13 protein-coding genes are annotated in these 22,656 nt (G+C 70.5%); 3 read left to right on the top strand and 10 right to left on the bottom strand.

Annotated elements, in window-relative coordinates:
• Positions 1-41: 41 nt before the first annotated feature.
• Positions 42-2,939, bottom strand: coding sequence for a vitamin B12-dependent ribonucleotide reductase (locus ACGFYV_RS05070; RefSeq protein WP_393876957.1), 2,898 nt, complete (start codon positions 2,937-2,939; stop codon positions 42-44).
• Positions 2,940-3,104: 165 nt separating this feature from the next.
• Positions 3,105-3,656 carry a transcriptional regulator NrdR gene (nrdR, locus tag ACGFYV_RS05075; protein ID WP_393876958.1) on the bottom strand — a complete coding sequence of 184 codons (552 nt, stop codon included), beginning with the start codon at positions 3,654-3,656 and terminating at the stop codon, positions 3,105-3,107.
• Positions 3,657-4,230: 574 nt separating this feature from the next.
• Between nrdR and lexA the strand changes: the two genes are divergently transcribed.
• A complete protein-coding gene (gene lexA / locus ACGFYV_RS05080; protein ID WP_393876959.1) occupies positions 4,231-5,010 on the top strand; it encodes a transcriptional repressor LexA in 780 nt (259 codons plus the stop codon).
• 250 nt (positions 5,011-5,260) lie between these two features.
• On the opposite strand, the gene ACGFYV_RS05085 is transcribed toward lexA, so the two are convergent.
• From ACGFYV_RS05085 to ACGFYV_RS05100, 4 genes are all read right to left on the bottom strand, one after another.
• A complete protein-coding gene (locus ACGFYV_RS05085; RefSeq protein ID WP_393876960.1) occupies positions 5,261-7,240 on the bottom strand; it encodes an ATP-dependent DNA helicase in 1,980 nt (659 codons plus the stop codon).
• Positions 7,241-7,479: 239 nt separating this feature from the next.
• Entirely contained in the window at positions 7,480-8,277 is a 798-nt protein-coding gene (locus ACGFYV_RS05090) for a GNAT family N-acetyltransferase (protein WP_393876961.1), read from the bottom strand.
• 165 nt (positions 8,278-8,442) lie between these two features.
• Complete coding sequence (locus tag ACGFYV_RS05095) at positions 8,443-10,407, bottom strand: IucA/IucC family protein (protein WP_393876962.1); 1,965 nt, start codon at positions 10,405-10,407, stop codon at positions 8,443-8,445.
• A 264-nt stretch (positions 10,408-10,671) separates the two neighbouring features.
• The gene (locus tag ACGFYV_RS05100; protein ID WP_393876963.1) at positions 10,672-12,153 is read right to left on the bottom strand and encodes a diaminobutyrate--2-oxoglutarate transaminase family protein; all 1,482 of its coding nucleotides are present in this window, start codon (positions 12,151-12,153) and stop codon (positions 10,672-10,674) included.
• Positions 12,154-12,441: 288 nt separating this feature from the next.
• On the opposite strand from ACGFYV_RS05100, the gene ACGFYV_RS05105 reads away from it, so the two are divergent.
• Both ACGFYV_RS05105 and ACGFYV_RS05110 read left to right on the top strand, forming a co-directional pair.
• Positions 12,442-13,671, top strand: coding sequence for a trypsin-like serine peptidase (locus ACGFYV_RS05105; protein WP_393876964.1), 1,230 nt, complete (start codon positions 12,442-12,444; stop codon positions 13,669-13,671).
• A gap of 136 nt (positions 13,672-13,807) precedes the next feature.
• Positions 13,808-15,016 (top strand): trypsin-like serine peptidase, encoded by a 1,209-nt coding sequence (locus ACGFYV_RS05110; protein WP_393876965.1) that lies wholly within the window; start codon positions 13,808-13,810, stop codon positions 15,014-15,016.
• 96 nt (positions 15,017-15,112) lie between these two features.
• On the opposite strand, the gene hflX is transcribed toward ACGFYV_RS05110, so the two are convergent.
• The 4 genes from hflX to dapF form a co-directional block, all read right to left on the bottom strand.
• A complete protein-coding gene (hflX, locus tag ACGFYV_RS05115) occupies positions 15,113-16,606 on the bottom strand; it encodes a GTPase HflX (RefSeq protein WP_393876966.1) in 1,494 nt (497 codons plus the stop codon).
• A 231-nt stretch (positions 16,607-16,837) separates the two neighbouring features.
• Entirely contained in the window at positions 16,838-18,583 is a 1,746-nt protein-coding gene (locus tag ACGFYV_RS05120) for a M1 family metallopeptidase (protein WP_393876967.1), read from the bottom strand.
• Positions 18,584-18,689: 106 nt separating this feature from the next.
• On the bottom strand, positions 18,690-21,098 hold the full coding sequence (locus tag ACGFYV_RS05125) for a RelA/SpoT family protein (protein WP_393876968.1): 2,409 nt from the start codon (positions 21,096-21,098) through the stop codon (positions 18,690-18,692).
• Between the two features lie 295 nt (positions 21,099-21,393).
• Positions 21,394-22,263 (bottom strand): diaminopimelate epimerase, encoded by an 870-nt coding sequence (gene dapF, locus ACGFYV_RS05130; protein ID WP_393876969.1) that lies wholly within the window; start codon positions 22,261-22,263, stop codon positions 21,394-21,396.
• Between the last annotated feature and the right edge of the window lie 393 nt (positions 22,264-22,656).

Genomic DNA, 22,656 nt, shown 5'->3' on the forward strand with positions numbered 1-22,656 from the left:
CACTGCCGGCGCCCCTTACTCACTTCAGGTACTGCTTGCTATCAGCTGCAACCGCTGGTGGAGCCGCAGCCCTCGCAGATGTAGCAGGAGCCGGCCCGCTGCATCTTGGTGCCGCAGGAGAAGCAGAGCGGGGCGTCCGCCTGGATGCCCAGCTGCATCTCCACCAGTTCGGCGCTGGTGTGCGCCTGCTGCTTCGGGGCGGGGTCGACCGCCTCGGCCACGGCCTTCGGCGCGGCGACGGCCTTCAGCTCCTGGGCGCGCGGCGCGGACTGCGCCAGGCCCTCGACGTCGACCTCGTCATCGGCCGACTCGTAGGAACCGGTCTCCAGGTGGCGCTGACGCTCCTCGGCGGAGTGGATGCCGAGCGCGGAGCGGGTCTCGAAGGGCAGGAAGTCCAGCGCCAGGCGGCGGAAGATGTAGTCGACGATCGACTGCGCCATCCGCACGTCCGGGTCGTCGGTCATGCCGGCCGGCTCGAAGCGCATGTTGGTGAACTTCGAGACGTACGTCTCCAGCGGCACGCCGTACTGGAGGCCGACCGAGACCGCGATGGAGAAGGCGTCCATCATGCCGGCGAGGGTGGAGCCCTGCTTCGACATCTTCAGGAAGACCTCGCCGAGACCGTCGTCCGGGTAGGAGTTGGCGGTCATGTAGCCCTCGGCCCCGCCGACCGTGAAGGACGTGGTGATGCCGGGGCGGCCCTTGGGGAGACGCTTGCGGACGGGGCGGTACTCGACCACCTTCTCGACCGCGGTACGGATCGTGCCCTCGGCCTTCTCGGCGATCTCGGCCTTCTCGTCCTCCTTCTTCTTGGCGGAGAGCGGCTGGCCGACCTTGCAGTTGTCGCGGTAGATCGCGAGCGCCTTGACGCCGAGCTTCCAGGCCTCGTAGTAGATCTCCTCGACCTCCTCGACGGTCGCCGTCTCCGGCATGTTGACCGTCTTGGAGATGGCGCCGGAGATCCACGGCTGGATCGCTGCCATCATGCGGACGTGGCCCATCGGGGAGATGGCGCGCTCGCCCATGGCGCAGTCGAACACCTCGTAGTGCTCGGTCTTCAGGCCGGGGGCGTCGATCACATTGCCGTTCTCGGCGATGTGGGCGACGATCGCCTCGATCTGCTCCTCCTGGTAGCCCAGGCGGCGCAGGGCCTGCGGGACGGTGCCGTTGACGATCTGCATCGAGCCGCCGCCGACGAGCTTCTTGAACTTCACCAGCGCGAGGTCGGGCTCGACACCGGTGGTGTCGCAGGACATCGCCAGACCGATGGTGCCGGTCGGGGCGAGGACGGACGCCTGGGAGTTACGGAAACCGTTCTGCTCGCCGAGGCGCACGACGTCCTGCCAGGCCTCCGTGGCGGCAGCCCACACCGGGGTGTCCAGGTCGTCCATCTGTACGGCGGTGCCGTTGGCGTCGGCGTGCTGCTTCATGACGCGCTTGTGGGCGTCGTCGTTGCGGGCGTAGCCGTCGTAGGTGCCGACGACCGCGGCCAGTTCGGCGGAGCGGCGGTAGGCCGTACCCGTCATCAGGGAGGTGATGGCGCCGGCGAGGGCGCGGCCGCCCTCGGAGTCGTACGCGTGACCGGTGGCCATCAGCAGGGCGCCGAGGTTGGCGTAGCCGATGCCGAGCTGGCGGAACGCGCGCGTGTTCTCGCCGATCTTCTGGGTCGGGAAGTCCGCGAAGCAGATCGAGATGTCCATCGCGGTGATGACCAGCTCGACGACCTTCTGGAAGCGCTCGGTCTCGAAGGACTGGGTGCCCTTGCCGTTGTCCTTGAGGAACTTCATCAGGTTCAGCGAGGCGAGGTTGCAGGACGTGTTGTCCAGGTGCATGTACTCGCTGCACGGGTTCGACGCGGTGATCCGGCCGGACTCGGGGCAGGTGTGCCAGTTGTTGATGGTGTCGTCGTACTGGATACCCGGGTCGGCGCAGGCCCACGCGGCCTCGGCGATCTTGCGGAAGAGCGCCTTGGCGTCGACCTCCTCGATGACCTCGCCGGACATACGGGCACGCAGGCCGAAGTTGCCGCCCGCCTCGACCGACTTCATGAACTCGTCGTTCACGCGGACCGAGTTGTTGGCGTTCTGGTACTGGACCGACGTGATGTCGTCGCCGCCCAGGTCCATGTCGAAGCCCGCGTCGCGCAGGACGCGGATCTTCTCCTCTTCCTTGACCTTGGTCTCGATGAAGTCCTCGATGTCGGGGTGGTCGACATCGAGGACGACCATCTTGGCGGCACGGCGGGTGGCGCCACCGGACTTGATGGTGCCGGCGGAGGCGTCGGCGCCGCGCATGAAGGAGACGGGGCCGGACGCGTTGCCGCCGGAGGAGAGCAGCTCCTTGGAGGAGCGGATGCGGGAGAGGTTCAGGCCGGCGCCGGAGCCGCCCTTGAAGATCATGCCCTCTTCCTTGTACCAGTCGAGGATCGACTCCATGGAGTCGTCGACGGACAGGATGAAGCAGGCGGAGACCTGCTGGGGCTGCGGGGTGCCGACGTTGAACCAGACGGGGCTGTTGAAGCTGAAGATCTGGTGCAGGAGGGCGTAGGCCAGCTCGTGCTCGAAGATCTCGGCGTCGGCGGGAGACGCGAAGTACTTGTGGTCCTCGCCGGCCTTCCGGTACGTCTTCACGATGCGGTCGATCAGCTGCTTGAGGCTGACCTCGCGCTGCGGGGTGCCCACGGCACCACGGAAGTACTTGCTGGTGACGATGTTGACCGCGTTCACCGACCAGGAGTCGGGGAACTCGACGCCACGCTGCTCGAAATTGACCGAGCCGTCGCGCCAGTTGGTCATGACGACGTCACGATGCGCCCACTCCACCTCGTCGTACGGGTGCACGCCGGGGGTCGTGTGGATGCGCTCGATACGCAGTCCCTTGCTGGCCTTGGCCCCCTTGGCTCGGGAACCTCGTGCCGGACCGCTCGCCGTCTCTGTCATGCCGCCTCCCTCTACGGGCAAAAACGCCCTGAAGTGCCCCGTTTGTTCCCGTGGCACGGTGTTCTGTCTTGTGTCGCGGGCACCCTCAACTGCCACCCGCAACAGGTCTTCGTCCGCCGCTCTTCGGCCGGAATCCGGTTCTCCTCCTGGTTTCCGGTCTGCCGGTCAGTCGGCGGCGTGGGCGGGCACCGGGACCTCGACGGTCCGACCGGCGCCGCGTTCGTCTTCCTGGCTCCCCGCTCCCGCGTCCTCGTCGTCCACGGCGGGGCCGCCCGTCGCTTCGCGCAGTTCCCCGATGGCCGCCTCGAAGTCCTCGAGCGAGTCGAACGCCCGGTAGACGGAGGCGAAGCGCAGATAGGCGACGAGGTCGAGCTCCTGCAACGGGCCGAGTATGGCCAGACCCACGTCATGGGTGGTCAGCTCGGCGCTTCCGGTGGCCCGCACCGCCTCCTCGACCCGCTGGCCGAGCTGGGCGAGCGCGTCCTCGGTGACGGGCCGCCCCTGGCACGCTTTGCGCACGCCATTGATGACCTTGGTGCGACTGAACGGTTCGGTGACGCCGGACCGCTTGACCACCATGAGCGAGCACGTCTCCACGGTCGTGAAACGACGGGAGCAGTCGGGACACTGGCGGCGCCTGCGGATCGACGTGCCGTCGTCGGTCGTACGACTGTCGACCACACGGCTGTCGGGATGCCTGCAGAAGGGGCAGTGCATGATCTCCAACCCTCCTCACAGCAGACTCATTGGCCTCGCCGGGCCTCACAGGCCCCTCGAAGCAGCCCCAAGCATAGGCGATCGTAGGGGCCCCGAAGACCCGGGGTCCGAGAGAAACCACAACTTGTGGGCTGCTGTAGCCATCCAACCACTAGATGTGGGGATTGGCGCATGCACCGAGGAAGGGGCGCGTGTCGCTACGAAGAGCCACTCTCCGGGCACCCGGCGAACACGGCGGACGAACACGCGGACGCATATCCGTGCCGCTCGGGCACTTACGGAGATACCGTGGGCGCGACACGGAGGGCGCGTGGGGCTCCGGCACAGAAGGGGCCCGGATCCCGGTCGGCGGGATTCCGGATGACACACTGGGGTCCGACTCACGAGGTCGCCGACCCCAGCAGGGAAGAGTACAACGATGGGCGCTTTTACCCGACCGAGGTCGCGGTAGCCATACACCCGGACACTTGATCGCGTCAGGTGGATCGCACTTTTTCACTCGAACGTGTGTTTGGCGCAACCTTTCGAAAGCAACTACCGTTGTCCAGCAGGGAGACCATCGAGAGGGGCCGACGTGACCACCACCGCAGACAGCGCCACCATCAGCGCCCAGGACCGCTCCCAGGGCCGAGTCGAGCCGGTACATGCCGTGAACGAAGGCACGCATCCAGAGGCGCACAAGCGCTCTCTACCCGGCCGACCTCCAGGCATCCGGGCGGACAGCTCCGGGCTCACCGACCGCCAGCGCCGGGTGATCGAAGTCATCCGGGACTCCGTGCAGCGACGCGGCTATCCGCCGTCGATGCGGGAGATCGGCCAGGCCGTCGGCCTGTCCAGCACGTCCTCGGTCGCGCATCAGCTGATGGCACTGGAGCGCAAGGGCTTCCTGCGCCGTGACCCGCACCGCCCGCGCGCGTACGAGGTCCGCGGTTCCGACCAGGCCATGACCGTGCAGCCCACGGACACGGCCGGCAAGCCCGCCGCGTCGTACGTCCCGCTGGTCGGCCGCATCGCCGCCGGTGGCCCGATCCTCGCCGAGGAGTCGGTCGAGGACGTCTTCCCCCTCCCCCGTCAGCTCGTCGGTGACGGCGAACTGTTCGTGCTGAAGGTCGTCGGCGACTCCATGATCGAAGCCGCGATCTGTGACGGCGACTGGGTCACGGTCCGCCGCCAGCCGGTCGCCGAGAACGGCGACATCGTGGCCGCCATGCTCGACGGCGAAGCCACGGTCAAGCGCTTCAAGCGCGAGGACGGCCACGTCTGGCTCCTCCCGCACAACTCCGCCTATGAACCCATCCCCGGTGACGACGCGACCATCCTGGGCAAGGTCGTCGCCGTGCTGCGGCGCGTCTGACGCCTGCGGCGGGCCCCTCGGCCCGTCCCCCTGACCGGACCCCGGAACCCCTGCGCCGGTTCCGGGGTCCTGTGCGTTCGGCTCCGGGGTGCTGTGCGTCAGGCACTGCGGTCCTGCGCGCGCGGCTGCGGGTCCTATACGTACAGCTCCGGGGTCATGCGCGTACGCCTCCGGGTCCTCTACGTGCGGCTCCGGGGTCATGCGCGTGCGGCTCCGTGTGGAGCCGCCGCACAAGCCCAGGGCCAAGGGCCTACTCCTGCTCCTCTGTCCGCTTCGCCGCCGCGTCGATCGCCGCCAGCGACTTGCGCACCTGGTTCCGGTCCGTGGTGAACCAGAAGTCGGGCAGCGACGCCTTCAGATACCCGCCGTACCGCGCGGTGGCGAGTCGCTGGTCCAGTACGGCGACCACCCCACGGTCCCCGGAAGCCCGCACGAGACGGCCGGCGCCCTGCGCCATGAGCAGGGCCGCGTGGGTGGCGGCGACCGCCATGAAGCCGTTGCCGCCCGCGTCCTCCACCGCCTTCTGACGCGCGCTCATCAGGGGGTCGTCGGGACGCGGGAACGGGATCTTGTCCATGACGACCAGCTGACAGCTCGGACCCGGCACATCGACGCCCTGCCACAACGAGAGCGTGCCGAACAGACACGTGGCGGGGTCGGCCGCGAAGTTCTTGATCAACTCGCCGAGTGTCTCCTCGCCCTGGAGAAGGATCGGGAACTCGGGAATCCGCGAGCGCAGTTCCTCCGCGGCGAGCTGGGCGGCCCGCATGGACGAGAACAGCCCGAGGGTGCGGCCACCGGCGGCCTGGATCAGCTCCGTCAACTCGTCGAGCATGTCGGCGCGATCGCCGTCCCGTGCGGGGCGCGCGAGGTGCTTGGCGACATAGAGGATGCCCTGCTTGGGGTAGTCGAAGGGCGAGCCGACATCGACGCCCTTCCACTGCGGCAGATCCTCACCCTCCATGCCCTCGGGACCGAGCCCGAGAGAGGCGCCGACGCCGTTGAAGTCACCGCCCAGCTTGAGTGTGGCCGAGGTGAGGACGACGCTCCGGTCGGCGAAGAGCTTCTCCCGCAGCAGCCCGGAGACCGACATGGGGGCGACGCGCAGAGAGGCACCGAAGCGGTCGTGCCGCTCGTACCAGACGACGTCCCACTCCGAACCGTTGAGCACCCGCTCCGCCACGTCGTGGACCGTCTCCACGGAAGCCAGCGCCTGCTTGCGGACCGCATCCTCGTCCTGGACGGACTTGTCGCGCGTCGCGCCGATCGCGGAGATCACGGTGCGTGCCGCGTCGCGCAACGCCATCAGCGCGTAGCCGAGATCCTCCGGGATCTCCTCCAGGCGCCCCGGAAGGGCCAACTCCATCAGCCGCTCGAAGCCCTCGGCGGCGGTCTGGAGCTGGTCGGCGGCCTTCTCGTTGACGAGCTTCGCCGCCCGGCGCACCGTACGGTTGACCTGGCCGGGCGTGAGTTCGCCGGTGGCGACACCGGTGACCCGGGAGACGAGTTCGTGCGCCTCGTCCACGATCAGCACCTCGTGCTGAGGCAGCACCGGGGCTCCCTCGATGGCGTCGATGGCCAGCAGGGCGTGGTTCGTGACGACGACCTCGGCGAGCTTGGCCCGCTCCCGCGCCATCTCCGCGAAGCACTCGGCCCCGTATGCGCACTTCGTCGCGCCCAGGCACTCCCTCGACGACACCGACACCTGCGCCCAGGCCCGGTCGGAGACGCCCGGGGTGAGGTCGTCCCGGTCGCCGGTCTCGGTCTCGTCGGCCCAGTCACGCATCCGCAGCAGATCCTGACCGAGCTTGCTGGTGGGCGCTGCCGCCTCGAACTGGTCGAAGAGACCGTCCTCCTCGTCCTGCGGGACCCCTTCGTGCAGGCGGTGCAGGCACAGATAGTTCGACCTGCCCTTGAGCATGGCGAACTCGGGCCGGCGCCGCAGCAGCGGGTGCAGGGCGTCGACCGTGCGCGGCAGGTCGCGCTCCACGAGCTGGCGCTGCAACGCGAGCGTGGCCGTGGCCACGACCACACGCTCCCCGTGCGCGAGTGCGGGCACGAGATAGCCGAGCGACTTTCCGGTGCCGGTGCCGGCCTGGACCAGCAGGTGGGATCCGTCGTCGATCGCTTCGGCGACCGCTTCGGCCATCGTGACCTGGCCGGGGCGCTCCGTACCGCCGACGGCTGCGACGGCGGCATGCAGGAGTTCGGGGAGTGAGGGCTTCGTCATAGCCCGACCACCCTACGGCCCGGCACTGACAATCGGGCGCTCACGGCGGGAGCGGCAGGTGGGATCACGTCCGGGGCTCCTGGGCGGGGTGGGGTGAACGCCGTTGCCGGGCCGGTGACGGAGCGGGGTGGCCACGGGGACACGGCACGACTTCTGAGAAATTTTCCGAAAAGGCGGTCGGAGCGGGAACCGGACCGGATCGCCATTCGTACAACATGTGAGCGCTCGAACACGTAGAGCTACAGAGCATCACGCAGGTATCGGTCCCGGATCATGAGGGCGGCCCGCTTGCCGGGCAGGTCGGTCTCGGCCGCGAACCGGAAACCCGCGTTCAGGAAAGCGGCGACAGAGGGGGTGTTGCGCAGGTCGGGCTCCGCTACTACTCGCGCACAGGCGGAGCGCCGGTCCAGGATCATGTCGGCCACGGCTCGGATCAAGGTCGAGCCCAGTCCCCGTCCTCGGTCGGCCGAGCCACCGACGAGGAGGTGGATCCCGGTGTCGTGGGGCCGGGCCGGGTAGTGGCGGGCCAGCGGGTCGAGGTCCGCCCGATAGATCTCCCAGTAGCTCATGGGAATGCCGTTCAACAGGCCGAGACACGGCACGCTGCGACCGTCGCCGTCGAGTTGGGCGCGCACATGGCGCTCCGTCGTGCTCTGGGGTCCGTCCAGTTCCCAGAAGGCGGCGACGCCAGGGTCGCTCATCCACCGGTGGATGAGCGGCAGGTCCCGGTCGACGCGGACCTGCTCCACCTGGAACCGGCCCACGGGGGTCGCGGTCGGCCCCCAGGTGTGGACGCGGTCGAGGAGGTCGTCGACCTCGGCCGTGTCCCGCACCGCCCGACCGTCGAGGAGAGCGACGAACTCCTCGGGCAGGCGCAGGTTCAGCGTGCGCTCACTGTCCTCGCCGTCCCCGAGGACAGTGGCGTCACCCGTGCCCATGCTCGTGCCCGTGCTCTCGCGGGCGTCGGCGCGGCCCGGGTGGACGAAGGCGAGGCCGGGGCCGGGGACGACGTCGGCGCTCGCGTCGGTGGGAGGCACGGTGCGCTCCTTCGGTCGGCGAGGTCGCTCGATCCGCCTCAGGAACTGAGGCGGATCAGGCACCTCGGAAGGCAAGGTGGATCGATTACCTCGGGGGACGAGGTGGATCGGGTGTGTTCAGGCAGTGGAAGACGGCGGAAGGCGGTGGACGACGGTGAGGTTCGTTCAGGGAAGAAGGGGGTTGGCGATGGTGACGTAGACCGACTGGGTGTCGACCGGGCCGACGAGTTCGTCGAGGCCGTGCAAGCGGGTCAGCAGGTTGGCCTTGCACCGCAGGACGGGTGAGTCGAGCAGGTGGGCCGGCAGGGTGGTGCGCAGCGGGGCGGGTCCCGTGGCGACGTCGGCGAGAAAGTGACGGAAGGCAGCGAGGAGCAGCCGTTCGTCGGCGAGGCGCTGGGAGCCGAAGGCGCCGATCAGGCCGAACACGTTGTTGATGGCGAGGTAGTACGCGAAGCGTTCGTCCGTGACCTCGTCGGAGACGAAGGTGTCACTGTGCTCGCCGATCCCGGGCAGCCGGGCGTCGAGGTCGGCTCGTCGGGACTCGCGGAAGTAGTAGCCCTGGTTGTCCCGGTAGCGGCCACCGTTGGGCCAGCCGTCGCGGTCGAGCAGGAGCAGCGTGTTCTGCTGATGGGCCTCAAGGGCGATTCCGGCCTCGCTGTCGAGCCACAGCACGGGACGGACGACCTGCTCGAGATAGCGCAGGAACCACTCCGTGGCCACGGCTCCGACGGACCTGCCGGTGCGGGCGGCGAGGTGCGCGACGAGTCGGGCCAATCGGGACCGGAGCTGCCAAGGCTCCTGTTCCGCACCGGAGTCGGTGCCCTGGGCGGTGAGCGGGCGGGGCGAGACGAGCCCGGCGACGCAGCTGACGTCGTCGGCCGGGGCGAACGGGTTGTGCCTGATCATCACGTCGAGTCCGGGCACGGGAAGGCCGTCCGGATCGTCGACGGCGAGCCACGCCGGGTCGCGGACGATGTCGAACCCGGGGTGGACGGCCTGCCACTCCTTGGCCAGGCCGGTGCGCAGCAGGCGGTGGACCTCGACTCCGCGGTGGAGTTCCTTGCGCAGGTTCTCGCGGCGGGAGTTGGTGATGCGCAGGCCCAGCGACAGCTTGAGCATGGCGGGAGCGCCGCTTCGGTGGACGGTTCGTACGGAGGAGGTGGGGTACCAGGGAACACCCAGTTGACCGAGGTCGCGCACCAGGCCGGAGTCGAGCAGGCGGGCGACCGCCGGGCGGTGTCGTACCTCGCGGGCCTGCCAGGGGTGCAGGGGCAGGGCGGCGTACCCGTCGGCCAGGGGCAGTGCGGTTCCGGCGAGCCGGCGGGTGAGGTGGTCCGCGGTGACCGGGCGGCCACGCTCGGTCCAGGCCGAGTCGGAAGCGAGAAGGGAGGGGTCGATTGCCATCCAGTGCAGAGGGAAGGAGCCGCGCAACTCCGGTGAGTAGTGCCGGAATTCGGTGTCGGTCAGGCCTTCCCGGCTCTTCGGGGTCGGGTGCAGGGGGTGTCCGAGGAGGAGGGCCTGTTCGGCGCCGAGAAAGAGGTCCGGGCCATCGGCGGGGTGCGCACGGCGGTCGCGGAGGAAGGTCGCGGTGCGGCGCTGCGAGTCCGCGACCCTCGCGACGAGGTCGGTGCTGTCGGCGCCGGTGGACTGCGGGAACGTGGTCGCCGCGTCCTCGGCTCCGGGCGTCTCCCTGGCGAGCAGCGCGGCGAGGGTGACCGCGTCGAGGGGTGCCGACTGTTCGGGGGCGCCGGCGAGGCGTGGTGGTCCGAAGCGGTGCCAGCCCGTCGGGGACCAGTGGCGGAGGGGTGCGAGCAGCGTGGTGCCGCTGGAAGGCAAGGGGATGCGGAGCATGCCGGTGGCCGGGGCGGCGAGGTCGGTCTCGCGGACCCAGCAGCGCAGCAGGTTCTCCACGGCGGCGGCCTGTGCGGCGGTGTGCGGGTCCGCGCTCTCGATCGGGTCCGTGCCCTCGATCGGGTCGGCGCCGGAGTCTCCTCGTCGTGTGGTGTCGGGCTGCCGCCTCGTCTGCGGGGGGACCGACTCGGTGCGCGGCGCGGGGGCGGGCAGGGCGCCGGGGTCCCCCGTTTCGTCGGGGGTGCCGGAGCGGCCGTCGGGTGCGGGGGTGGCGTTCAAGGCGGCTCCTCGGGGGCTGGCCGGGGGGGTGTGGGGGGCGTCGTCGTCGGTTCGGTCGTCGTTCCGCGGTGGTGGGGCGCCTTGATGGCGCCGAGGGATGTGTCGATGGGGGGCGGATGCGGATGTCGGGGTCGTTCGGTCGGGCGTGCTGCAAGGAGGGGCGAGGGGATGAGGTGTGAGGGCGGTGGGCGAGGTGTCGTCGGCGGTGGCCGTCGAGGGCGCGGTCCGGTGCCCTGCGCCGGCGGGGCGACCGGTGCGCGGCTGTCAGTCGGCGCGTTCTGCCGGGCCGTCGTGTCGTCGCTGCTGTCGGCCGTGGCCATGGTGGTGGCGGGCCGCCGCTGCCACCGCGTCGGTCAGGCGGTCCAGCACGGCGGCGGCCTGCTCGTCGCTGATGGTGAGGGGCGGGAGGAGGCGTACGACACTCTGGTGACGGCCACCGAGTTCGACGATGAGGCCGCGGTGGAGGCACTCCCGCTGGACGGCGGCGGCGAGTTCGGGGGCTGCGGGACGGGGGGCTCGGGCGCCGTCCGCTCCGAGCTGTCCGGCCTGTCGAGCGCCGGTGCGGGGGGACTCGTCCGGGCCGGTCCCTTCGCTCTCCGGTTCCACCAGCTCGACACCGATCATCAGTCCGCGCCCGCGGACGTCGCCCACGCAGGCGAACTCGGTTCCGAATACGTGCAGTTGGGAGAGCATGCGGGCGCCGAGGTCGGCGGCGCGTTCGGCGAGCCGGTTCTCGCGGACGTAGGCCAGGGTGGCGGTGCCCGCGGCCATGGCGAGCTGGTTGCCGCGGAAGGTGCCCGCGTGGGCGCCGGGGCGCCAGACGTCCAGATCCTCGTGGTAGACGACCACGGCCAGGGGGAGGCTGCCGCCGATGGCCTTGGACAGGACCATGACGTCGGGGATCACTCCGCTGTGCTCGACGGCCCAGAAGGCGCCGGTCCGGCCGACTCCGGTCTGGATCTCGTCGGCGATCAGGGGGACGGACCGGTCGGCCGTGAGCTGCCGCATACGGCGCAGCCAGTCGTCCGGCGCCGGATTGACTCCGCCCTCGCCCTGGACGGGTTCGAGGATCATCCCGGCGGCCAGGGGCACGCCCGACTTCGGGTCGTCGAGGAGGGACTGCGTCCAGCGGGCGGCGAGTTCGGCGCCGTGCGCGCCGCCGACGCCGAAGGGGCAGCGGTAGTCCTGGGGGTAGGGCAGGCGGGCGAACCGTACGTCGGTGGCGCTGCCGGAGGCGGCCAGGGCGTCGGCGGTCATGCCGTGGTAGGCGCCGGTGAAGGCGAGGATGCCCGTGCGCCCGGTCGCGGCCCGGACCAGCTTGAAGGCGGCCTCGACGGCGTCGGTGCCGGCCGGGCCGCAGAACTGGACACGGGCACGGTCGGCGAGAGCGGGTGGCAGGGTGCGGAACAGTTCGGTGATGAAGGCGTCCTTGACCGGGGTCGCCAGGTCGAGCACGGAGAGCGGGGCGCCGGAGTCGAGGACCGTGCGGATGGCCTCCAGCACCACGGGGTGGTTGTGGCCGAGGGCGAGCGTTCCGGCTCCGGAGAGGCAGTCCAGGTAGCGGCGGCCGTCGGCGCCCTCGATGGTCAGTCCGCGTGCCCGCACGGGCACGATGGGCAGGGCCCGCGCATAGGTCCGCGCCGCGGATTCACGCGCCGACTGGCGTCCGAGAATCCCCTGCATCCCCTCGTGCACGGCACGGGCTCCCCCATGGGCGCCTTCAGCCACCGACTCGGTCACGGCCACGGCTCGCAGTCCTCCCCGCTGTTCACAGGCGAGTTGATGGGTGGGGACCGGAGACGGGCATCAGGATCCCCACCGCTACCAACCCCGCACGGGCCTGCGGGTTACGGGTTGCGTCAAGATCCTTGCCGTGACGGAACCGTTGCTGTTCCGTCGGAAGTCCCCCACGGCGAACGCATAGTGTGAGTTCTCGTTCCAGTTGGCCGTGGGGCTGGCGCGAACTCAGCCCGAGTTCCCCGCCGGTGACCGGCCGAAGCGCCAAGTACCTTCACATCAGGGGGAGTCAAGACCATGCGATCCATACGGCCGTCGTTCACCGTCCGCCGAGGGAGAGGCACGCCCCGCAGAACCTCCCCCGTGCTGGCGACGGCCGCCCTCGTCTCGGCGCTGGCGCTGACCGCCACCGCCTGCGGCGGCGGTGACGACCAGGCCGACGGCAACCCGAGCGCCACCGCGACGGCGGTCGGCGACGGAAAGGTCCAGGTCCCGGACGACATCAGGCAGAAGCTCAAGGAACACGGGATCGACATCGACAAGTGGAAGGACGGCGCCTGGAAGAACTGGAACAAGGACGACTGGCTGCGCGAGGCCAACGACTTCATCAACCCGATCATCAAGGGGCTGTGGGACCCGGACCGGATGCGCCGCGCCAACGACCCGGACAAGGACAAGGGCGTCGACGAGAACGACATCTCCGGTGACCAGGGGGTGACGGATCCGACGCCGGCGGCGGTGAAGGCCCAGACGGCGAAGGCGCCGTACCACGTCAACGCGGCCACCTCGGGGAAGGTGTTCTTCGACTCACCCGAGGGCACGATGGTCTGCTCGGCGACGGTCGTGGAGGACCCGGCGCACCCGGGCAAGTCCAACCTGATCTGGACGGCCGGCCACTGTGTGCACGCGGGCAAGAAGGGCGGCTGGTACCGCAACATCGCCTTCGTGCCGTCGTACAACAACCAGGCCATGTCGACCGACAAGCTGAACAAGGCGTCCAAGGAGCAGATCGCCCCGTACGGCGTCTGGTGGGCGAACGCGGCCAGGACCTCGCAGCAGTGGATCGACCAGGGTGGCCAGACCGGAGGCGACGGTGCGCCGTACGACTACGCCGTGATCCATGTGACCCCGGAGCAGGGCAACGCCGGCAAGTCGCTGGAGGAGACGGTCGGTGGCGCGCTTCCGGTGAACTTCAACGCCCCGGCCGTGCCGGAGGTGGAGAGCATCACGGCGAGCGGCTACCCGGCCGCGCCGCCGTACGACGGTCAGCTGCTGTACCAGTGCCAGGACAAGCCGGGCCGGCTGTCGCTGAACACGACGGACCCGACGATGTACCGCATCGGCTGCACGATGACCGGCGGCTCCTCCGGCGGCGGCTGGGTGGAGACGGGCTCGGACGGCAAGCCCGCCCTGGTGTCCAACACCTCGATCGGCCCGGTGTCCGCGGGCTGGCTGGCCGGTCCGCGACTGGGTCCGGTGGCCAAGGGCGTGTACGACTCGGTCAGCAAGCAGTTCGCCGGTCAGTAACCGGCCCACGCGCACAGCAGGGTGACGGACGGCGGCCAGGTGTCTCACAGGAACCTTCACCACTACCCCGCCGTCCGTCCTCGAACCCACGGGCATAGTGGGGTGTCACCATTGTTTCAACGGGGGTAATCGCACCATGCGTTCCATACGTACGTCGTCGTCGCGCTCGGGCGGGCGGCGCCGTGCCGTCCTCGCGGCGACCGGTCTGGTCGCCGCGCTGGCACTGACCGCCACGGCCTGCAACGGCTCCGGCGACGACAAGGCGGACGGCCAGGCCGGCGCCGGCGCCTCGCAGGCCGCCGACGGCCACGGCAAGGTCCAGGTCCCGGCCGACATCGCCGACAAGCTCAAGAAGCACGGGATCGATGCCGGCGAGTGGCAGGACGGCGGCTGGAAGAACTGGGACAAGGACAAGTGGCTCAGTGACGCCAAGGACTTCGTCAACCCGGTGATCGCGGGTCTGTGGAAGCCGGAGCGGATGAAGTCCGCGAAGGAGGCCAACAAGACCGTCACCACCAAGGACGCCGCCGCCGACACGGGCGTCAGCGATCCCGAGCCGCGGCCCGTCGAGGCCACGGCGGAGAAGACGCCGTACCACCACTTCGCGGCTCCCGTGGGCAAGGTCTTCTTCGACTCGCCCGAGGGGTCGATGGTCTGTTCCGGCACGGTGATCAAGGACGTCAACCACCCGGGCAAGTCCAACCTGGTGTGGACCGCCGGACACTGCGTGCATGCGGGCAAGGGCGGCGGCTGGTACCGCAACATCGCGTTCGTGCCGGCGTACAACGACCTCGGCAAGTCCGAGTCGGAGCTGTCGAACGCATCCTCCTCCGAGATCGCCCCGTACGGTGCCTGGTGGGCGAACTGGGCCTCGACCTCGAACGAGTGGATCCAGGGCGGTTCGGAGACGGGCGGTGACGGCGCGGCGTACGACTACGCGGTGCTGCACGTGAAGCCCGAGTCGGGGTCGAAGTCGCTGGAGGAGACGGTCGGCGCGGCGCTGGACGTCGACTTCTCGGCGCCGTCCGCCACCGAGGTGAACACGATGGGCGCCTGGGGCTACCCGGCGGCCCCGCCCTTCAACGGGCTGAAGATGTTCAAGTGCCTCGACCGGCCCGGCCGGCTGTCGCTGAACCCCTCGCTGCCGTCGATGTACCGCATCGGCTGCACGATGACCGGCGGCTCCTCCGGCGGCGGCTGGTTCCGGGTGGTGAACGGCAAGACCGAGCTGGTGTCGAACACCTCGATCGGCCCGATCACCAACACCTGGCTGGCCGGCCCGCAGCTCGGCACGGAGGCCGAGGCGCTCTACCAGAACATGAGCAGGACCTACGGCGGCCGGTGACAGCGCCGCCACCGATGTAGCGCCGCCATCGGCATGAGGAAGGCCCGCCACCCGGGCGAGGGTGGCGGGCCTTCCTGTCGTACGAGTGACGCGTTGTCAGACCGCGGACGCGGGGAGGTACGGAGCCAGGTCCGCCGCCAGCTCCTCGTGCACGCGCACCTTGAGCAGGGTGCCCTCCGCGGTGTGCTCCTCGGACAGCACCTCGCCCTCGGTGTGGGCGCGGGCGACGAGCTTGCCGTGCGTGTACGGAACGAGTGCCTCGACCTCGACCGAGGGGCGGGGCAGATCGTTGTCGATCAGCGCGAGCAGCTCCTCGATGCCCTTCCCGGTGCGGGCCGAGACCGCGATGGACCGCTTCTCGTTCCGCAGCAGCCGCTGGAGGACCAGCGGGTCGGCCGCGTCCGCCTTGTTGATCACGACGATCTCGGGCACGTCGGTGGCGCCGACGTCCCGGATCACCTCGCGCACGGCGGCCAGCTGCTCCTCCGGGACCGGGTGCGAGCCGTCCACCACGTGCAGGATCAGGTCGGCGTCGCCGACCTCCTCCATGGTGGAGCGGAACGCCTCGACCAGGTGGTGCGGCAGGTGCCGGACGAAGCCGACGGTGTCGGCCAGCGTGTACACGCGGCCGCTCGGCGTCTCCGCGCGGCGGACGGTCGGGTCCAGGGTCGCGAACAGGGCGTTCTCGACCAGGACGCCGGCGCCCGTGAGGCGGTTGAGCAGGGAGGACTTGCCGGCGTTGGTGTAGCCGGCGATGGCGACGGACGGCACCTTGTTGCGCCGGCGCTCCTGGCGCTTGATCTCGCGGCCGGTCTTCATCTCCGCGATCTCCCGGCGCATCTTCGCCATCTTCTCGCGGATCCGGCGCCGGTCCGTCTCGATCTTGGTCTCACCGGGACCACGGGTGGCGAGGCCGCCGCCCTTGCCGCCGCCCATCTGGCGGGACAGCGACTGACCCCAGCCTCGGAGCCTCGGCAGCATGTACTGCATCTGTGCGAGCGAGACCTGCGCCTTGCCCTCTCGGGACTTGGCGTGCTGGGCGAAGATGTCCAGGATCAGGGCCGTACGGTCGATGACCTTGACCTTGACGACGTCCTCCAGCTGGATCAGCTGGCCGGGGCTCAGCTCACCGTCGCAGATGACCGTGTCGGCGCCCGTCTCGATGACCATGTCACGCAGCTCCAGGGCCTTGCCGGAGCCGATGTAGGTGGCCGCGTCGGGCTTGTCGCGACGCTGGATGACGCCGTCGAGCACCACCGCGCCCGCCGTCTCGGCGAGGGCCGCCAGCTCCGCGAGGGAGTTGTCCGCGTCCTGGGAGGTGCCGGTGGTCCACACGCCGACGAGTACGACGCGCTCCAGGCGGAGCTGCCGGTACTCGACCTCGGTGACGTCCTCCAGCTCGGTGGAGAGGCCCGCGACGCGCCGCAGGGCCGCACGCTCGGAGCGGTCGAACTGGTCGCCGTCCCGCTCCCCGTCGATCTCGTGGCTCCAGGCGACGTCCTCTTCCATCAGGGCATCGGCCCGAAGGCCCTCGGGGTAGTCGTACGCGAGGCGCTTGGTGTCCTGGGAAGAGGAAGAAGAGGAGGTCATTGGATCCTTACGTCGATGGGAGTGCCGATCCGGCGGTCGTGAGACCTCCGGTCATCAGGAACAACGTACGAGTACCCCGGGAGATTCCCGTTTCCCGTGCCGTGCCGACCCGAAGATGGTCGCACGGTACGGCTCGTCTCGTCACCGTGTTATCGAGGGGCCGGGGCCCTGCGGGGCCCGGGGCCGCGGCTCTGCCGGGCGGACCAGGGGGCTCTCCGCCGGCCTGCCGGGTCATCGGCCCTTGCTCCCGTCGGCAGCCCGGGTGACCTCGCCGGTCGCGCTGGTCTCACCCGTGCCGGCGGACGTGGTCGTCCCAGCGGACGTGGTCGTACTGACCGACTCGGCCGGCTTGGCCGACTTCTCCGCCCCGGCTGTCTTGGCCGACTTCGCCGAATCAGTCGGCTCCGTGGACTTCCAGTCGGGGTGGTCGGGCATCGGCGGAGTCTTCTCGCCGTAGAGCCAGGCCTGGAAGAAGCCCGTCAGGTCGCGTCCGCCGATGGCCGAGGCGAGGCGGACGAAGTCGGCGGTGGTGGCGGTGGAGTCCCGGTGGTCCTGGACCCACGCCTTCTCCAGGCGCTCGAAGGCCGGCCGGCCGATCTCCTGGCGAAGGGCGTACAGCACCAGGGCCGCTCCGTCGTAGATGTTGGGGCGGAAGATGCTGATCTTCTGGCCGGGAGCGGGCGCCTTGGGCCGGGCGGGCGGACCGCCGGAGGCGCGCCAGCGGTCGGAGGCGCTGTACGCGGCCTTCATCCGGTCCTCCATGGGCCGCTTCGCCTTCTCCTCCGAATAGAGGGCCTCGTACCAGGTCGCGTGCCCCTCGTTCAGCCAGACGTCGGACCACGTGCGGGGGCTGACGCTGTCGCCGAACCACTGGTGGGACAGCTCGTGCACCATGATCGATTCGAGGTACCACTTCGGGTAGGCGGGCTCGGTGAACAGGCCCTTCTCGAAGAGGGAGAGGGTCTGCGTCTCCAGCTCGAACCCGGTGGAGGCCTGGGCCATGAGCACGCCGTACGTCTCGAACGGGAAGGGGCCGACCTTGCTCTCCATCCAGGCGATCTGGTCGGGCGTCTTCGCCAGCCAGGGTTCGAGCGCCTTGCGGTCGGGGCTGGGGACGACGTCCCGGACCGGCAGCCCGTGGGGGCCCTGGCGGTGCAGGACGGCGGAGCGGCCGATGGACACCTGGGCGAGTTCGGTGGCCATGGGGTGCTCGGAGCGGTAGGTCCAGGTGGTGGTGTCGCCGCTCCGGACCACCCCGGTCGGCAGGCCGTTGGCGACGGCCGTGTAGTCCTTCGGGGCGGTGATCCGGAAGGTGAACTTCGCCTTGTCGGACGGGTGGTCGTTGCACGGGAAGACCAGGTGGGCGGCGTCGGCCTGGTTCGCCATGGCAAGGCCGTCGGAGGTGCGCACCCAGCCGCCGTCCTCGTCCTTGGCCGCGACGGGGTTGCTGGTGTGCCGCACGGTGATCCGGGTCCAGGCGCCCAGCTGGAGCGGCTTCTCCGGTGTGACGACCAGGTCCTCGCCGGCGCTGCTGAAATCGGCGGGGCGGCCGTCGACGTCGACGGACTGGACCGTGCCGTGCGCGAAGTCGAGGTTGAGGCGGTCCAGCTCGGTGGTGGTCTGGGCGTAGATGGTCGTGACGGCCTGCAGCGGCTTGTCGTTGGTGCCCGGGTAGGTGAAGGACAGGTCGTACGACGCCACGTCGTAGCCCGGGTTGCCCAGGTACGGGAAGAGCCGGTCCCCGACACCCAGGGGTTCGGCGGGGGCGCTTGCGGCGAGGAGGCAGACGCTGACGGCGGAGGCGAGCAGGGCCGCCTTCCGGAGCCGGAAGGACCGTCGGATCGGCCGTAGGAAGGACTGCGCGAAGAGCGGGGCGAAGAGCGGGGCGAAGGGCCGAGGAGAGGGCCGGGGGGTGGTGCCCGGCAGCGAGGTCGCGCGCGGGCCGGCGCTCGGGCGCGTGCGGGGGGTGAGCAGCATGGACCACCGCTACCAGCGCCCCTGCCCCCTCCGGCGGCGACGCGCGCCCGGCCCACCCGAACGGGTTGGCCGCATGGAGCAGTTCCGGCGCACGCCCCCGCGCCACTCAGGGCGCGTCGGCGCCTGGCCCCCACTCAGGGCGCGTCGGCGCCTGGGCCCGGCTCACGTCGTACACCCCGGGGACGTCGCGCATCGCGCGCATGAGGACCGGGAGATGGGCCGCGTCGGGGAGTTGGAGGGTGTACGTGTGGCGTACCCGCTGCTGGCTGGGCGGTTCCACGGTCGCGGAGACGATCTCGGCGCCTTCCAGGGCGATCGCCTCGGTGAGGTCGGCGAGGAGGTGGGGGCGGCCGAACGATTCAGCGACGAGGGTGACCCGGCACTCGGCGGTGTCCCCCCAGCGCACGCCGATCTCCGCGCGCCCCAGCTCTTTCATGTGCGCCGCCGCCGCGCACCCCGCGCGATGGACGGTCACCACTCCCCCGCGTACGGCGAAGCCGGTGATCTCGTCGGGCGGCACAGGCGTACAGCATCCGGCGAGCCGCACGGTGGCCCCGGGCGCGTCCGCGAGGACATCGGCGCCGCGCGGACGGACGGGGAGGGTTCCGCTCGCGGGGCGTCCGGAGGAGGCACGGTCGGCACGGCTTCCGGGGCGCGTGGCGGAAGGCTTGTGCGCGGGGCGTGCGGTGGGCGCGTTGGTGGTGGGGAGTGCGTTGGTGGTGGAAGGTGCGTTGCTGGTGAGGGGTGCGGACGGCGTGTCCTGCGACAGGTCCGCGCCCTCCGTGGCATGGCCGGCGCTCTCTGCGGCACGGCCGGTGTTCTCCGCGGCTTCGCCGTCGTCCGCCGGGCGGCCGGCGGCGGTGGTAGCGCTGTCGGCCGGGTGCGTGGCCAGCCATCGCTGGATGGCGATGCGTGCGGCCGGCGTGTGGGCGTGCTCCAGCCATTCGCGGGAGGGCTCGGAGGCCGGGTCCTGGCCCATGAGGAGCTGGACGGTGTCGCCGTCCCTGAGGACGGTGCTGAGGGTCGCGAGGCGGCCGTTGACGCGGGCGCCGATGCAGGCGTGGGCGTCCTCGCCGTACTGGGCGTACGCCGCGTCCACGCAGGTGGCGCCCTCGGGCAGGCCCAGGGTGCCGCCGTCGGGCCTGAAGACGGTGATCTCGCGGTCCTGGGCGAGGTCCTCGCGCAGGGTGGACCAGAAGGTGTCGGGGTCGGGGGCCGCCTCCTGCCAGTCCAGGAGGCGGGAGAGCCAGCCGGGGCGGGTGGGGTCGGCGCGCTCGCCGTCGGCGCCCGGGGACTGGTCGTCGGCGACCTGGGACTGATCGTCGGCGGGAGGCGCGTACGGGTTGCCGAGGGCGATCACGCCGGCCTCGGCGACCTTGTGCATCTGGTGGGTGCGGATGAGGACTTCGGCGACCTGTCCGTCCGCGCGGGCGACGGCGGTGTGGAGGGACTGGTACAGGTTGAACTTCGGTACGGCGATGAAGTCCTTGAACTCCGAGACGACCGGCGTCATACAGGTGTGGAGCTCGCCGAGGACGCCGTAACAGTCCGCGTCCTCGTTCACCAGCACGAGCAGGCGGCCGAAGTCGGCGCCGCGCAGTTCGCCGCGCTTGCGGGCGACGCGGTGGACGGAGACGAAGTGGCGTGGCCGGATGAGGACTTCGGCGGGGATGTCGGCCTCGCGCAGCACTCCGCGGACCTCGTCGGCGATCTCCCCGAGGGCGTCGTCCGGGCGGGCCGTGTTGGCGGCGATGAGTTCCCTGGTGTGCTCGTACTCCTCGGGGTGCAGGATGGCGAAGACGAGGTCCTCCAGCTCGGTCTTCAGTGCCTGCACGCCGAGGCGTTCGGCGAGCGGGATGAGGACGTCCCGGGTGACCTTGGCGATCCGCGCCTGTTTCTCGGGGCGCATCACGCCGAGGGTGCGCACGTTGTGGAGGCGGTCGGCGAGTTTGATCGACATCACGCGCACGTCGCTGCCGGTGGCGACGAGCATCTTGCGGAAGGTCTCGGGCTCGGCGGCGGCCCCGTAGTCGACCTTCTCCAGTTTCGTGACACCGTCGACGAGATAACGAACCTCCTCGCCGAACTGTTCCCGCACCTGATCCAGCGTCACGTCGGTGTCCTCGACGGTGTCGTGGAGCAGAGAGGCCGTCAAGGTGGTGGTCTCGGCGCCCAGTTCGGCCAGGATGAGGGTCACGGCCAGCGGGTGCGTGATGTACGGCTCGCCGCTCTTGCGCATCTGGCCGCGGTGCGAGGACTCCGCGAGCACGTAGGCGCGGCGCAGGGGTTCGAGGTCCGCGTCGGGGTGGTGGGCGCGGTGCGCCTCCACGACGTGACCGATGGCGTCGGGCAGCTTTCCGCGTGTCGTGGGACCCAGCAGCGCGGCCCGACCGAGCCGGCGCAGGTCGATGCGCGGGCGGGACTTCCTGCGGGCCGCCGTGGGCACGGTCGGCGCCGTGGAAGCTGAGGGCGCTACCGGGCCAGGACTCGCGGGGTTCGTGGCCTCCGCACTCATGGGCACCTCCGGCTCGTGGACCGGCGGACGGGGCCCCAGGGCATACGAGGCTCAGGGAAGGCGGCGTTCCCCCGTCCGTGCCGGTGCTTGATGCTACCGAGCCCACCACGTGCGACCGACCGCCTCCCGCCGAGCGTGAACTGGATCACCCATTCGAGCGACGAGGAGGAGGTTTAGGTTTTACGCCACCTGCCCTGCCCCACGCCACCGTTCGGCCGCGCTTTCGATCGGCACTGGGTGCTCCGACGCGCTGGTCCTGGGAGTACGGGGCCGCCGTCGCCTCGGTTCCCTCAGGTCAGCGGAGCGTGCTTTCCAGCCACTCGGCGTCGAACTCGCCCTCGGCGACGATCACGGCCGGTCCCGTCATCTCGATCTCCCCGTCGGGGTGTTCGGTGATGACGAGGCGTCCGCCGAGCACGTCCACGGTGTACGTCACCGGGGTGCCGGTGACGGCCGGGTCGGCGCCGTCACGCCGGGCGGTGGCCACGGCGACGGCACACGCGCCCGTGCCGCAGGAGCGGGTCTCGCCGGATCCGCGCTCGTGCACGCGCATCGCGACGTGCCGGGGTCCGCGGTCCACGACGAACTCGACGTTCACGCCCTCGGGGTAGGCCGAGGCGGGGCTGAAGGGCGGCGGGGAGTACAGGTCACCGGCGTGCGCGAGGTCGTCCACGAAGGCGACGGCGTGCGGGTTGCCCATGTTCACGTTGCGCGCGGGCCAGTTGTGCTCGCCGACGCTCACCTCGACGTCGCCCTCGGGGAGGCGGGCGCGGCCCATGCCGACGGTGATCTCACCGTTCTTCGCGATGTGCACGGTCTTCACGCCCCCGCGGGTGGCGATCGCGGTGTCCCCCTCGGCCACATGTCCGGCGTGCTGGAGGTAGCGCGCGAACACACGGACTCCGTTGCCGCACATCTCGGAGACCGAGCCGTCGGCGTTGCGGTAGTCCATGAACCAGTCGGCCTCGCCGGCCATCTCCCCGGCCTCCGGGTGCGCGGCCGACCGCACGACGTGCAGCACCCCGTCCGCGCCGATACCGGCCCGGCGGTCGCAGAGTGCGGCAACGGCGGCGGGCGTGAGGTCGAGGGTGTTCTCGGGGTCGGGGACGATCACGAAGTCGTTCTCGGTGCCGTGACCCTTGAGGAAGGCGATCCGCGTGCTCATGCCCCGATCGTACGGGAGCGGGGCGCTCCGCTGGGGGGCTGTGGATCGGGGTGAGCGTGTGGGCAGGCGGGCCTGTGGATAGGGGCGAACCTGTCGATCAGCGCGGGAGTGTGGATCGGCGGGCCGGTGGATCGGGGTAAGCCTGTGGATCAGCGCGGGAGTCCGGATCGGGCGGGCCTGGGGGGCAGCGGCATGTGGATCGGTAGCGCCCGCTGGATCCGTGGCGTCGCGTGGGTGGAGGTCGGCTTGTGGGGCTGTGCGGGCCGTGGATCAGTGCCGGTCTGGGAGTAGAGCGGGCCCGTGGGCCAGCGCGGGCCTCTGCGGGACCGCGGCCTGTGGATCAGCGCGGGAATGCGGATGAGTGACGCCCGCTGGATCCGTCGCGTCGCGTGG

Origin of the sequence: Streptomyces sp. NPDC048297 (assembly GCF_043201585.1) — a bacterium.
Taxonomy (GTDB): domain Bacteria; phylum Actinomycetota; class Actinomycetes; order Streptomycetales; family Streptomycetaceae; genus Streptomyces.